At 57.4% G+C, this 13,282-nt stretch carries 12 protein-coding genes; 2 read left to right on the top strand and 10 right to left on the bottom strand.

The window, feature by feature from the left end:
• Positions 1 to 10 precede the first annotated feature (10 nt).
• The 6 genes from nuoF to lrhA all read right to left on the bottom strand — a co-directional run bounded on the left by nuoF (position 11) and on the right by lrhA (position 6,581).
• Positions 11 to 1,357 carry an NADH-quinone oxidoreductase subunit NuoF gene (gene nuoF / locus JL05_RS11800; RefSeq protein ID WP_004936030.1) on the bottom strand — a complete coding sequence of 449 codons (1,347 nt, stop codon included), beginning with the start codon at positions 1,355 to 1,357 and terminating at the stop codon, positions 11 to 13.
• Positions 1,354 to 1,905, bottom strand: coding sequence for an NADH-quinone oxidoreductase subunit NuoE (gene nuoE / locus JL05_RS11795; protein WP_004936034.1), 552 nt, complete (start codon positions 1,903 to 1,905; stop codon positions 1,354 to 1,356). Before nuoE ends, nuoF begins: the two co-directional genes overlap by 4 nt.
• A gap of 2 nt (positions 1,906 to 1,907) precedes the next feature.
• On the bottom strand, positions 1,908 to 3,704 hold the full coding sequence (nuoC, locus tag JL05_RS11790; protein ID WP_004936036.1) for an NADH-quinone oxidoreductase subunit C/D: 1,797 nt from the start codon (positions 3,702 to 3,704) through the stop codon (positions 1,908 to 1,910).
• Between the two features lie 96 nt (positions 3,705 to 3,800).
• Positions 3,801 to 4,475, bottom strand: coding sequence for a NuoB/complex I 20 kDa subunit family protein (locus tag JL05_RS11785; RefSeq protein ID WP_004936039.1), 675 nt, complete (start codon positions 4,473 to 4,475; stop codon positions 3,801 to 3,803).
• Between the two features lie 15 nt (positions 4,476 to 4,490).
• Positions 4,491 to 4,928, bottom strand: a complete 438-nt coding sequence (gene nuoA / locus JL05_RS11780; protein ID WP_004936040.1) for an NADH-quinone oxidoreductase subunit NuoA — start codon at positions 4,926 to 4,928, stop codon at positions 4,491 to 4,493.
• 708 nt (positions 4,929 to 5,636) lie between these two features.
• Positions 5,637 to 6,581 carry a transcriptional regulator LrhA gene (gene lrhA, locus JL05_RS11775; RefSeq protein ID WP_004936045.1) on the bottom strand — a complete coding sequence of 315 codons (945 nt, stop codon included), beginning with the start codon at positions 6,579 to 6,581 and terminating at the stop codon, positions 5,637 to 5,639.
• Positions 6,582 to 7,436: 855 nt separating this feature from the next.
• Here lrhA and JL05_RS11770 point away from each other — a divergent pair.
• Both JL05_RS11770 and yfbR read left to right on the top strand, forming a co-directional pair.
• Positions 7,437 to 8,651 carry a pyridoxal phosphate-dependent aminotransferase gene (locus JL05_RS11770; protein WP_004936047.1) on the top strand — a complete coding sequence of 405 codons (1,215 nt, stop codon included), beginning with the start codon at positions 7,437 to 7,439 and terminating at the stop codon, positions 8,649 to 8,651.
• A 107-nt stretch (positions 8,652 to 8,758) separates the two neighbouring features.
• Positions 8,759 to 9,358 carry a 5'-deoxynucleotidase gene (gene yfbR / locus JL05_RS11765; protein WP_015378582.1) on the top strand — a complete coding sequence of 200 codons (600 nt, stop codon included), beginning with the start codon at positions 8,759 to 8,761 and terminating at the stop codon, positions 9,356 to 9,358.
• Positions 9,359 to 9,385: 27 nt separating this feature from the next.
• On the opposite strand, the gene JL05_RS11760 is transcribed toward yfbR, so the two are convergent.
• The 4 genes from JL05_RS11760 to yfbV all read right to left on the bottom strand — a co-directional run bounded on the left by JL05_RS11760 (position 9,386) and on the right by yfbV (position 13,082).
• The gene (locus tag JL05_RS11760) at positions 9,386 to 11,236 is read right to left on the bottom strand and encodes an SLC13 family permease (RefSeq protein ID WP_071796811.1); all 1,851 of its coding nucleotides are present in this window, start codon (positions 11,234 to 11,236) and stop codon (positions 9,386 to 9,388) included.
• 79 nt (positions 11,237 to 11,315) lie between these two features.
• Positions 11,316 to 11,972, bottom strand: coding sequence for a sugar phosphatase (locus JL05_RS11755; RefSeq protein ID WP_033632505.1), 657 nt, complete (start codon positions 11,970 to 11,972; stop codon positions 11,316 to 11,318).
• Between the two features lie 17 nt (positions 11,973 to 11,989).
• Positions 11,990 to 12,484, bottom strand: a complete 495-nt coding sequence (locus JL05_RS11750) for a YfbU family protein (protein WP_004936059.1) — start codon at positions 12,482 to 12,484, stop codon at positions 11,990 to 11,992.
• 142 nt (positions 12,485 to 12,626) lie between these two features.
• A complete protein-coding gene (gene yfbV / locus JL05_RS11745) occupies positions 12,627 to 13,082 on the bottom strand; it encodes a terminus macrodomain insulation protein YfbV (protein ID WP_004936061.1) in 456 nt (151 codons plus the stop codon).
• Positions 13,083 to 13,282: the final 200 nt, after the last annotated feature.

Below are 13,282 nucleotides of genomic sequence, written 5' to 3'. Positions count from 1 at the left end.
CGAATTCGGCTTACCAGCGCTGCTTCAGCAGATTGTTCGGCTGAATGCCGCCAATCGCATGGGCGTTGCCGAAGTGCTGCACGGCGATACCCGCCTCGAACTCTTCACGGAAATATTTAATCGCGCTTTGCAGTGGCTCTACGGCACCTGGCGCGTGGGCGCAGAAGGTTTTGCCCGGGCCGAGGGAACGGCACAGCTGTTCGAGGGTTTCAATATCCCCCGGCTGCCCTTCGCCGTTTTCCAACGCACGCAGGATCTTCACGCTCCACGGCAGGCCGTCGCGGCATGGCGTACACCAGCCGCAGGACTCACGGGCGAAGAACTCTTCCAGGTTGCGCACCAGCGGCACCATGCCGATTTCGTGGTCTACCGCCATCGCCAGCGCGGTGCCGAGACGGCTGCCGGCTTTACCGATCGCGCCGTATTCCATCGGCAGGTCGAGGTGATCGGCGGTCAGGAAGTCGGTGCCCGCGCCGCCCGGCTGCCAGGCTTTGAAGCGCAGACCGTCGCGCATGCCGCCGGCGTAGTCTTCCAGGATTTCACGCGCGGTGGTGCCGAACGGCAGCTCCCAGACGCCCGGATTTTTCACCCGGCCGGAGAAGCCCATCAGCTTGGTGCCTTTGTCTTCACTGCCGGAGATGCCGGTGTACCACTCCACGCCGTTCGCCAGAATGGCCGGCACGTTGCACAACGTTTCGACGTTGTTGACGCAGGTCGGCTTGCCCCACACGCCGGCGCTGGCCGGGAATGGCGGCTTGGAGCGCGGGTTGGCGCGGCGGCCTTCCAGCGAGTTGATCAGCGCGGTTTCTTCGCCGCAGATGTAACGGCCGGCGCCGGTGTGCACGATCAGCTCGAAATCAAACCCGGTGCCGAGAATGTTCTTGCCCAGATAGCCGGCTTCGGTGGCTTCCGCGATGGCGCGACGCAGATGGGCCGCCGCTTCGATGTACTCACCGCGCAGGAAGATGTAGCCACGGTAGGCTTTCAGCGCGAACGCGGAGATCAGCATGCCTTCCACCAACAGGTGCGGCAGCTGTTCCATCAGCAGGCGGTCTTTATAGGTGCCCGGTTCCATCTCATCGGCGTTACACAGCAGGTAACGGATGTTCATGGATTCGTCCTTCGGCATCAGGCTCCACTTCAAACCGGTGGAGAAGCCCGCGCCGCCGCGGCCCTTCAGCCCGGAATCTTTCACCAGGCTGACGATCTCGTCGGGCGCCAGGCCCTTCAGGGCCTTTTCCGCACCGGCATAGCCGTTTTTGCTGCGGTATTCGTCCAGCCACAGCGGCTGCTTGTCATCGCGCAGACGCCAGGTCAGCGGATGCGTTTCGGGAGTGCGTACAATGTGCTTGGTCATTGATACTGCTCCAGTAGCGTCTCGATATCTTCAGGCTTCAGCTGACTGTGAGTGTCCTCATCAATCATCATGGTCGGCCCTTTATCGCAGTTGCCCAGACAGCAGGTCGGCAACAGCGTGAAGCGGCCATCAAAGGTGGTTTGACCCGGCTTGATGTTCAGCTTCTTCTCGATAGCGGCCTGAATGCCCTGGTAACCGGTGATGTGACAAACAACGCTGTCACAATAACGGATCACGTGACGTCCTACTGGCTGACGGAAAATCTGGCTGTAGAACGTGGCCACGCCTTCTACGTCGCTGGCGGGGATGCCCAGCACTTCCGCGATGGCGTAAATCGCACCGTCCGGAACCCAACCGCGCTGCTTCTGCACAATTTTCAGTGCTTCGATGGAAGCGGCGCGCGGATCCTCGTAATGGTGCTTTTCGTGCTCGATCGCATCACGTTCTTCCGCGCTCAGTACAAATGCATCAACGCCGCTCTGAGGAGCGGCTGCGTTGATGGGCTCGAGCGCATCATTGACTGCGTGATTGTCTTTTTGATCATGCATAGTTAGCGGTCCACATCTGACATTACAAAATCGATACTACCCAGATAGACGATCAGGTCGGAAACCAGGCTGCCACGGATGACCGATGGGATCTGCTGCAGGTGCGCAAAGCTCGGCGTACGTACCCGGGTGCGATAGCTCATGGTGCTGCCGTCGCTGGTCAGGTAGTAGCTGTTGATCCCTTTGGTGGCTTCAATCATCTGGAATGATTCGTTGGCTGGCATCACCGGGCCCCAGGAAACCTGCAGGAAGTGGGTGATCAGCGTTTCAATGTGCTGCAGCGTGCGCTCTTTCGGCGGCGGCGTGGTCAGCGGGTGATCGGCCTTGAACGGGCCTTCCGGCATGTTGTTCAGGCACTGTTCGAGGATGCGCAGGCTCTGGCGCAGCTCTTCCACCTTCAGCATCACGCGGGTGTAGCAGTCGCTGGTGCCGTCGCCGACCGGCACTTCGAAGTCGAAGTTCTCGTAGCCGGAATACGGACGCCATTTACGCACGTCGAACTCAACGCCGGTCGCGCGCAGGCCGGCGCCGGTCACGCCCCACTCCAGCGCTTCTTTGGCGTTGTAAGACGCGACGCCGATGGAGCGGCCTTTCAGGATACTGTTCTTCAGCGCCGCTTTCACGTAGGAGTCCAGACGTTTCGGCATCCAGTCGAGGAATTCACGCAGCAGGCGATCCCAGCCGCGCGGCAGATCGTGCGCGACGCCGCCGATGCGGAACCAGGCCGGGTGCATACGGAAACCGGTGATCGCTTCCACCAGATCGTAGATCTTCTGACGGTCGGTAAAGGCGAAGAACACCGGAGTCATCGCGCCGACGTCCTGAATGAAGGTGGAGATGTACAGCAGGTGGCTGTTGATGCGGAACAGTTCGGACAGCATCACGCGGATGGTGTCGACGCGCTCAGGCACCTTGATGCCGGCCAGTTTCTCGACCGCTAGCACGTAAGGCATTTCGTTCACGCAGCCGCCGAGGTACTCGATGCGGTCGGTGTACGGAATGTAGCTGTGCCAGGATTGACGCTCGCCCATCTTCTCGGCGCCGCGGTGGTGATAGCCGATATCCGGCACGCAGTCGACGATCTCTTCGCCGTCCAGCTGCAGAATGATGCGGAACGCACCGTGCGCGGACGGGTGGTTCGGGCCGAGGTTGAGGAACATGAAGTCTTCGTTCTCGGTGCCGCGCTTCATGCCCCAGTCTTCCGGCTTGAAGGTCAGCGCTTCCATCTCCAGATCTTCTTTCTGCTTGGTCAGCACGAAAGGATCGAATTCGGTGGCGCGCGCCGGGTAGTCCTTACGCAGCGGGTGCCCTTCCCAGGTCTGCGGCATCATGATGCGCGACAGGTGCGGGTGGCCGTCGAAGGTGATGCCGAACATTTCCCAGGTTTCGCGCTCGTACCAGTTGGCGTTCGGGAACACCTTGGTCGCCGTCGGCACGTGCAGGTCTTTTTCAGACAGCGCCACCTTCAGCATGATGTCGCGGTTGCGCTCGATGGAGATCAGATGGTAGAAAACGGAGAAATCCGCAGCGGGCAGGCCGTCGCGGTGGGTGCGAAGACGTTCGTCCACGCCATGCAGATCGAACAGCATGACATACGGCTTCGGCTGTTTTCTCAGGAACGTCATTACTTCCAGTAACTGGTCAGGTTTAACCCATACCACGGGCATGCCGGTGCGGGTGGCCTGAACAGTAAAGGCTTCCGGCCCAAAACGGTTGCGCAGTTCGCCGATCACCGGGTCGTCAAGGTGATCTCGGGTCTGCCAGGCAGGCAAGGCGTCGTGCGTCGTCAAATCTGTCATAATTTTTTTTCACCACACTAAAGGGTTATTCGCCGCAAGTTTCACTTTTCGCTGTGTTAACCAATAGCGCACTAAGATGGACGTTAAATGAACGTCTTAAATCTCGTCAGGCGTCCGGAGGTTGGTCACCGCGATGCGCTCGCCGTGTTTACGCTCTCTTTCAGACTGCATATTGGCGCGGTAGACGCCCTGATCGCCGACAACCCACGACAGCGGGCGACGTTCTTTGCCGATGGATTCCTGCAACAGCATCAGCGCTTGCATGTAGGCTTCCGGACGCGGTGGGCAGCCGGGAATGTACACGTCGACCGGCAGGAACTTGTCCACGCCCTGCACCACGGAATAGATGTCGTACATGCCGCCGGAGTTGGCGCAGGCGCCCATCGAAATCACCCATTTCGGTTCCAGCATCTGCTCGTACAGGCGCTGGATGACCGGAGCCATCTTGGTGAAGCAGGTGCCGGCCACCACCATCAGGTCAGCCTGACGCGGGGAGGCGCGCAACACTTCCGCACCGAAACGCGCCACGTCGTGAACGGCGGTAAACGACGTCACCATCTCCACGTAACAGCACGAAAGGCCGAAGTTATACGGCCAAATAGAGTTTTTACGCCCCCAGTTCACCATGTCATGCAGCGCATGTTCGAGTTTACCCATGTAAACCGTGCGGTGAACCTGTTGTTCCAGGGGATCGGCGACGATCTCCTGTTTTTGCAGGGGATAACGGTCGTTCTCACCGTTCGGGTCTATGCGGGTGAGCGTATAGTCCATCTTAATGCCTCGCTGTTACTGCGGATGACTGTTGGTGTTAGTGATCGTGCTCGGTTTGCTGCGGCGTTGGGAACGCGCCGGAGTCCAATCCAACGCGCCGATGCGCACCAGATAAACCAGACCGGCCAATAGCACCAAAATGAAAATGGCGGCTTCGATAAAGCCCACCCAGCCGCTCTCGCGAATCGAGACCGACCAGGCATACAGGTATAAGGCTTCAACGTCGAAAATAACGAAGAACATGGCCACCAGGTAAAACTTGGCGGACAAGCGCATGCGCGCCGTGCCGACCGAGTCGATGCCTGATTCAAACGGGGTGTGTTTGGCGCGCGCCCGGGCTCTCCCGCCCAAGAAGAACGCACCCAGCAGCATTAAGCCGCAAAGCCCGATAGCCACGACGAGAAATACGGCGAGCGCCCAGTGATGAGCGATAACTTCAGTGGTTGTTGACATACTCTATGCTTACTCATCAAAAGTGGCGTCGATCGCACTGCTCTTGTCACCGGCAGTTAGTGCGCCACATCGATTTAAGGGAAGGATAAATAACCACACAAACAAACTGCTTTTACAGCGAGTTAGGCAGCGTTTTTCTGTGGGCTTTTTACTCCTTTCTATAACCTTTTGTCAACTTTGACAAAAGTATCTACACACTAGTTTACATACGTATCATTTGATTAACATTTGATGCGCCAGGGACAGGCTAAATCGTGTCAGTTAATTTTTGTGTAGAAACAGATAGATATAAACCAACATGCACATTTCAGTTTTACTATACCATTGTCTCAGGAATTCCCTGTTCTTCCACTCACTACCTAGGGGTATTTTTTTGATCCAGGACACGTTTTCAGCATAAATCCTCAAAAAAAGTGTGGCCCTTTAACAATTTTCCTCAAATTAAGCCGCAAAAACGGCCGCCATAAGCTAACAAAATAACCCTGCTATTACCATGCCTTTAACTCATTCAATCTTATTGTTCAAAAAATAAACCCAGCATCTTAAACCCGGTCAAATTCTCTTTTCAGCAACGCTTAAAAGTTAATAAAACAGGAAACTCATAACAAAATCACACTTAAACCTCTATAACAGTAGAAATCATTAAAAAACGGCCAAAAAAAACCTCCGCCGAAGCAGAGGTTTTTCATCAGATATCACGCCGCGGCGTTATTCTTCTTCGTCCACCAGGCTGGCATCATCCTGATCGCCCTGGAGACCGGCTTCCGCGCCGTTGAAGCCATAGCCGTCATTGCCGCCCTGCATCGCGCTGAAGATGGCCATTGCCAGTTCGTTGCTGCACTGCGCGTTTTTGCACAGCGCATACTGGGTATCCGGCAGCGGCGGCAAACCTTCCACCGCGCCCAGCACCCGCAGATCGGGGCTCATCATCTCGATCGGCCGCGCGGTCACGCCCAGGCCGGCCTTACAGGCCGCCCGCACCGCAGACAGCGTGGAGGCGACGTAGGCGATACGCCACGGGATACCGGCTTCGTCCAACTGTTTGATCGCCAGCGCGCGGAACGGGCTTGGTTCATCCATCACCACCAGCGGGATAGGTTCGCCGGCCTGATAGTGGTAATCGGCAGCGCAGTACCACAGCGTCGGCGACGTGCGCAGCACGATGTGCGGGTGCCCGGCCGGATCGGCCGTGGTCACCGCCAGATCGATCTCACCCTCTTCCAGCAGATCGACCATCGTCGTGCTGCGCTTTACGCGCACGTCAATGGCCAGCTTCGGATAGATGGCGGTCACACGGTTCAACAGGAAAGGCAGAATGGTATCGGCGGTGTCGTCGGAAGCGCCGATGGTCAGAACACCTTTAATATTGTTGTACATCAGCGAGGTACAGGCTTCGTCGTTAAAGCGCAGGATCTTCCTGGCATAACCGAGAAGCTGAATACCATGCTCAGTCAGGAGTTTGTTGCGCCCATGGCGGGCAAACAGTTCTTTGCCGACCAGTTGCTCTAATCGCTGCATTTGTTGGCTGACGGCTGATTGCGTACGGCAAACGGCAACAGCCGCCGCCGCGAAGGTATTCAAATCAGCAACCGCAACAAAGGTTCTTAGCAGATCGAGGTCGAGATTAAGTATCGGACGATTTGCAGTTGTCATAGTGTATTCTTCACTTTTTTAAATTCTAATTTACGAACTACTACCCTGGTGTGTTTCTCAGACGCCGTTGAAAAGGACGGAGCCTGTTATGACAGTACCCCACTCATAAGTGGAGGGCAAAAAAATTACTTATGATTCGTTACCTCTATCGCCTTTTAAAATGCGATCTATCGATGGTGCTTATAGAACGCGGGAGACTGAATACCGGTGGAAAGGGAAAACCCCCACCGAACCTGAGATTTTACTCATTGATACCGCCTAATTTCCACTCCATTCGTGCTACTGAGAATCCTTATCAACCGGCGTTCAGACTGCATTACAGAGTAAGAAAAATAAATAATTAACGGCACCAACTTCGTGTTATCACTCAATGAATTTAATAAATTCAATCAGTAAGATTTTTACTTTAAATAATAATCCTATAACCACATAAACAATGCTTAAGCTGAAATATAAAGTAAAGCTAATGTAAATATGCCATTTTCTTAGTGTGGTGCGCTAACCGGCAACCCGCTATCAGACAACTCCGGTATTATCGTTCCTTTACAGTTTATTGAAGCCCATTCTCACTTTCGGCTTATCATTTCACTGCTACCGGCCGCGATCGCCGGCACGTCTCGTTTATCGACACGCAATTTCACAGAACAAAACCCTAGTAAAATTATAGTTCATGAAATTATGAACCACAAAATAACTTTACCTTTGCTTATCATAACTAAAATCCCCCGTTACGACATGCATTTGCACCAAAGGCGTGCAAAACCCTTCAAAAGCAACTACGCCAGGAGTACATTGGGCGGGTTGCGGCGTCCCACGGTAGGAGCGCCCCTATCCCAGCAAAAGGCTCAACTTTTTATGTCCCCCATTGAGAAATCCAGCAAACTGGACAACGTCTGCTATGACATTCGCGGCCCGGTGCTTAAAGAAGCTAAACGTCTTGAAGAAGAAGGCAACAAAGTCCTGAAACTGAACATCGGCAACCCTGCCCCGTTCGGCTTCGACGCCCCGGACGAAATCCTGGTCGACGTGATCCGCAATCTGCCCACGGCGCAAGGTTACTCCGACTCCAAGGGCCTCTTCTCGGCGCGTAAAGCGATCATGCAGCACTATCAGGCGCGCAACATGCGTGACGTGACCGTTGAGGATATCTACATTGGCAACGGCGTCTCCGAGCTGATCGTTCAATCCATGCAGGCGCTGCTCAACAGCGGCGACGAAATGCTGGTGCCGGCGCCGGACTATCCGCTGTGGACCGCCGCGGTCTCGCTGTCCGGCGGCAAGGCCGTACATTACCTGTGCGATGAGCAGGCCGGCTGGTTCCCGGATCTGGACGACATCATCAGCAAGATCACCCCGCGCACCCGCGGCATCGTGATCATCAACCCGAACAACCCGACCGGCGCGGTGTACAGCAAAGCGCTGCTGGAGCAGATCGTCGAGATCGCCCGCCAACACAACCTGATCATCTTCGCCGACGAAATCTACGACAAGATCCTGTATGACGAAGCGGAGCATCATTCGATCGCTGCGCTGGCGCCGGATCTGTTGACCGTGACCTTCAACGGCCTGTCGAAAACCTACCGCGTGGCGGGCTTCCGTCAAGGCTGGATGGTGCTGAACGGGCCGAAGAAGCACGCCAAAGGCTATATCGAAGGGCTGGAGATGCTGGCTTCGATGCGCCTGTGCGCCAACGTGCCGATGCAGCACGCCATTCAGACCGCGCTGGGCGGTTATCAAAGCATCAGCGAATTCATTCAGCCCGGCGGCCGTCTGTACGAACAGCGCAACCGCACCTGGGAACTGCTCAACGACATTCCGGGCGTCTCATGCGTGAAGCCGCAGGGCGCGCTGTATATGTTCCCGCGCATCGATGCCAAACGCTTCAATATCCATGACGACCAGAAACTGGTGCTGGATCTGCTGCTGCAGGAAAAAGTGCTGCTGGTGCAGGGGACCGCATTCAACTGGCCCTACCCGGATCACGTGCGTATCGTCACCCTGCCGCGCGTAGACGAGCTGGAAATGGCGGTCGGCAAGCTGGGCCGCTTCCTTGAAGGCTACCATCAGTAATCGCCTGGGGCGCAGCGCCTTGCTGCGCCCTTCTCTCATTGCCCGGTTGCAAAATTCGCCGTCACTGCTTCACAATGGGGCCCTCACTTGCCGTTAAAGAGAGCACCATGAGCCAGAGCCATTTCTTCGCCCATCTGTCCCGCCTGAAACTGATCAACCGCTGGCCACTGATGCGCAACGTGCGTACCGAGAACGTCTCCGAACACAGTCTGCAGGTGGCCTTTGTCGCCCACGCGTTGGCGGTGATCAAGAACCGCAAATTCAACGGCAATCTCAACGCCGACCGCGTTGCCCTGCTGGCGATGTACCACGACGCCAGCGAAGTGATCACCGGCGACATGCCGACGCCGATCAAGTACTACAATCCGCAGATCGCCCATGAGTACAAGAAGATCGAAAAGATCGCCCAGCAAAAGCTGCTGGACATGATCCCCGCGGAACTGCGCAACGATTTCCGCACCATTCTCGATGAGCACTACTACAGCGAAGATGAAAAACAGGTGGTAAAGCAGGCGGACGCATTGTGCGCCTACCTGAAATGCCTGGAAGAACTCTCTGCCGGCAACAACGAATTCACCCTGGCCAAGGCGCGGCTGGATAAAACCCTGGAGCAGCGCCGCAGCCCGGAAATGGACTACTTCATGGAGGTATTCATTCCCAGTTTCAGCCTGTCATTGGACGAAATCAGCCTCGACAGCTCGCTGTAACCCCGCCGGCGCAGCCTCGCTGCGCCGTTAAAAACCGTAGAGCCACGGCACCACAATCACGCTGACCGCCATCACCAACAGGGTGAACGGCACGCCGAGCCGCACGAAATCGCCGAACTTGTAATTGCCCGGCCCCAGCACCAGCGTATTGACCGGTGAAGAGACCGGCGTCATAAAGGCGGCGGACGCGGCGACGGCGATAATCATCGCGAACGGGTATGGCGATACCCCCATTTCGCGCGCGGCGGCAATGGCGATCGGCGCCATCAGCACCGCCGTCGCGGTGTTGGAAATAAACAGGCCGATGGTGGCGCACAAGACGAACAGGCACAGCAGCATCACGCGCGGCCCCGCGCCGCCGGCGACGTCCATCAGCCCGCTGACGATCAGATCGACCCCGCCGGTCTTTTGCAGCGCCTGCGCGAACGGCATCATGCCGACGATCAAAATAATGCTCGGCCAATGGATTGATTTATAGGCGCTCTCCATATCAATACAGCGGAACTTGCCCATCAGCAAACAGGCGATCAGCGCCGCGATTGGGTTGGGGATTTCGTCGGTCAGCATCATCGCCACCATCAGCGCCAGACAAAACAGCGCGTGCGGCGCCTGCGTGATGGCCGGTGCCACTTCGTCCACCTCGGCCGGCAGATTGAGCACGATAAAGTCGTGGGTTTTGGCCTGCAGCTGACGAATCGCCTTCCAGTCGCCGATCACCAGCAAGATGTCGCCCAGTTCCAGCGGCTCGTCCACCAACTTGCCGCCCAGCGTCTCGCCGTGGCGGCGGATGCCCACCACGTTCAGATCGTAGCGGCTGCGGAACGCCGCTTCGCGCAGGCTTTTGCCCAGCAGCGCCGAGTCCGGGATCAGCGAGACCTCCGCCATGCCGACGTTGCGCGACTGTTCAGAGAAGTAATCACCGCGCAGCACCATCGGCTCCAGCCGCTGTTCGCCGCAGAATTCGCGCAGATCGACCTGGCTGTCCGACATGTCGATCAAGAGGACGTCACCCTCGCGCAGCTCGGTGCTGCCGGAGGCGCTGACCATCACCCGTCGGAAGCGTTTCCAGCGCTCAATGCCCACCACGTTGGCGCCATAGCGCGCGCGCAGGTGCAGCTCGTCCAGCGAACGCCCGATCAGCGGCGAAGCGCTGCGGACAGCCAACCGCCGCGCACGGCCGGTCAGCTTGTAATCGCGGATCAGGTCACGGAAGGTGCGGCGCTGCCAGTCGTCGCCGGCTTTGCCCGTGTCACTGCTGCCCAGCCAACGGCGGGCGATCAGCATGTAGCCGACGCCCAGCGCCAGCACCGCCAGGCCGATCGGCGTCACGCTGAAGAAACCGAAACCATGGATGCCTTCGCGCACCAGTTCGCTGTTGACCACCATGTTGGGCGGCGTGGCCACCAGCGTCATCATGCCGCTGATAAGCCCGGCGAAACTGAGCGGCATCATCAGCCGCCCCGGCGCGATCTTCATTCTCGCCGTCACGCTGAGCACCACCGGGATAAAGATCGCCACCACGCCGGTCGAGCTCATAAATGCCCCCAGCCCGGCGACCGTCACCATCAGCAGCATCAACATTTTGGTTTCGCTGCTGCCGGCGACTTTGACCAGCCAATCGCCCACCTGATAAGCCACGCCAGTGCGCACCAGCCCTTCGCCGATCACGAACAGCGCGGCGATCAAAATCACGTTGGGATCGCTGAAACCGACCGTCGCCTCCTGCAGGCTGAGCGTGCCGCTCAGCACGAAAGCGATGATCACCAACAGCGCCACCACGTCCATACGCAGCTTGTTGGTGGTAAACAGCACGATGGCAATCAGCAGTAAACTCAGCACCCACAGTAATTCGCTGTTCAAAACGGCCTCATCCGGCAAATGTCCAAGGGCCTAAAAAATAGCATAAAAAAACCCCGCCGAGGCGGGGTCTAATCAATTAGGGTGAAGATAATGCCGCTCAGGCCAGCCGGCGAACGATCGCGCCCTGCGCCGTTTTATCGACGGCGATCTGCGCCAGCGAATCCAGCCGCAGGTCGACCTGCTCCAGCTTCGGCGCATCGGCCGGGGCGTTGACCGCAATCACCTGGCAACCCGCCGCCAGGCCGGAGAGAATGCCGGCCGGTGCGTCTTCGACCACCACGCACTCGTGCGGCGCCAACCCCAGGCGCTCGGCGCCCAGCAGATAGGCGTCGGGCTGCGGCTTGCCATGTTTAACCTGCTCAGCGGTGATGAACACCGCCGGCTGCGGCAAACCGCCGGCCCGGCGGCGAGCGCCGGCCACCGGCACCGAACCGGAGGTGACGATCGCCCAAGGGATGCCGAGCGAGTTCAGGCGCTCCAGCAACGCAATCGCGCCAGGCAGCGCGCGAACGCCGTCGGTATCCTGCGCTTCCACCTGCTCCAGCAATTGGAATTCACGCTGAATTTCCGCTTCGCTTTCACCCGGCATAAAGTGGCGCAGAGAAGTAATGGCCTGTTTACCGTGAATGAAGTCCAGCACCGCTTGCGGGTCGACGCCGCGGCGCTCGGCCCAGTGCGTCCAGGCGCGCTCTACCGCCGGCAGCGAATCCACCAGGGTGCCATCAAGATCGAACAGAAAACCCTTACACTCCACAGAAAACCTCTTCTTAATCAAGCATTGATGATTTGCGCTATCTCAACGGCGCTCAAATGATACTGGCGCGGGCAGGCCTGCCAAATCGCCAGCATACGCTGATATTTTTCCCACATTTTGGTCTGGGCGTTAAAACCGTGGCTGCCGGAATCAAAGTGAGTATAGCGCCCCTCGGTGCTAACCAGGAAACGCACGTAACTCAGGTAGCGCGCCTCGGTCGCGGCATCGAAACCGAGAAACGCCAGGCGGCGCTCGTCCAGATCCTGCTTCTCTTTCAGGTTGCCCCAGGAAACCTGCAGCGCATGATGCATCTCCATCACGTTGATGATGGTGCGGCACACCTCTTCGCTCAGTTCGCCGAAGTCGCGATCCAGCTCGCGCATTTGCAAACCGAAGCCGCGTTCGACGATGGTTTGCAACCGGCGATAACGATCGCCGTTGTCCGGATCGAGCAGGGTCATCATCTTGTACTGATTCGACAGGATCAGCCGCTGGGCGTTGGTCATTTCCATCAGGATTTCCTCATTTCTGTGTGATGGCGGGAGCATCGCACAGCGCAAGAACGCAGGAAATCACAACTCGACCGTTCTTTGATTTAAACCGGGGTTATTGGCGCTTAGACGAAAAAGGCCGCACAGCGCGGCCTTTTTTCATTTACAGATCGTCGAGGAAGGTTTTGTCCAGCTGCTTGAAGGCGCGCTTGAGCAAATCAGCCAACGTCTGATAGGTCGGCGTGCCTTCGAGCGGCGCCACCGCCTGTCCGGCTTCCGTCAGCTTGTTACGCACCTCATGGAACCATTGCAACAGCGTCGGCGGCAGCGGCGTGACCGAACGGCGCCCCAGCCACCACAAGCCCTGCATCGGCAGGCTGCAAGCGAACAGCGCGGTGGCGATCGCCGGGCCGAGCTGGCCGCCGAGCGCGATCTGCCAGGTCAGCGTGAAAATCGCCAACGGCGGCATGAAACGAATAGCGAAACGGGTGGCACGCGCAACGCGGTTCTCCGGAAAGACCGGTGCCAGACGTTTGTCTGACGGCCAGGTTTTCATATAATGCTGCCCGCGCTGGAAGACCTGAAACCAGCTTACGGAACCGGACGGTTTGCTCGTCATTGCGTACCTCAACGTCACGTAAAGAAACTAAAAGCGTGCTGCCAGAGACCATACTAAAAAATTTGAAGCTTTAAATTTATTTTGTGTTTGCACCGGGCTATCGGTATCCTAAGCCGGCCTTGTGGCCGGTAGAAGATGACGTAAATTTTGTCAACTTTCAGCCCTATAAAAATCAAGATTATTTAAACCGCAGAGAAATC

This window comes from Serratia nematodiphila DZ0503SBS1, assembly GCF_000738675.1.
GTDB classification, from domain to species: domain Bacteria; phylum Pseudomonadota; class Gammaproteobacteria; order Enterobacterales; family Enterobacteriaceae; genus Serratia; species Serratia nematodiphila.
This window is presented reverse-complemented; position numbering and strand designations above follow the sequence as displayed.

Excerpts from the sequence above, each read along its gene's own strand:
- nuoE (WP_004936034.1), bottom strand. The coding sequence starts at position 1,905 with ATGCATGATCAAAAAGACAATCACGCAGTCAATGATGCGCTCGAGCCC.
- nuoA (WP_004936040.1), bottom strand. The coding sequence starts at position 4,928 with ATGTCAACAACCACTGAAGTTATCGCTCATCACTGGGCGCTCGCCGTA.
- lrhA (WP_004936045.1), bottom strand. The coding sequence starts at position 6,581 with ATGACAACTGCAAATCGTCCGATACTTAATCTCGACCTCGATCTGCTA.
- nuoF (WP_004936030.1), bottom strand. The coding sequence starts at position 1,357 with ATGACCAAGCACATTGTACGCACTCCCGAAACGCATCCGCTGACCTGG.
- JL05_RS11770 (WP_004936047.1), top strand. The coding sequence starts at position 7,437 with ATGTCCCCCATTGAGAAATCCAGCAAACTGGACAACGTCTGCTATGAC.
- JL05_RS11785 (WP_004936039.1), bottom strand. The coding sequence starts at position 4,475 with ATGGACTATACGCTCACCCGCATAGACCCGAACGGTGAGAACGACCGT.
- yfbR (WP_015378582.1), top strand. The coding sequence starts at position 8,759 with ATGAGCCAGAGCCATTTCTTCGCCCATCTGTCCCGCCTGAAACTGATC.
- yfbV (WP_004936061.1), bottom strand. The coding sequence starts at position 13,082 with ATGACGAGCAAACCGTCCGGTTCCGTAAGCTGGTTTCAGGTCTTCCAG.
- nuoC (WP_004936036.1), bottom strand. The coding sequence starts at position 3,704 with ATGACAGATTTGACGACGCACGACGCCTTGCCTGCCTGGCAGACCCGA.
- JL05_RS11750 (WP_004936059.1), bottom strand. The coding sequence starts at position 12,484 with ATGGAAATGACCAACGCCCAGCGGCTGATCCTGTCGAATCAGTACAAG.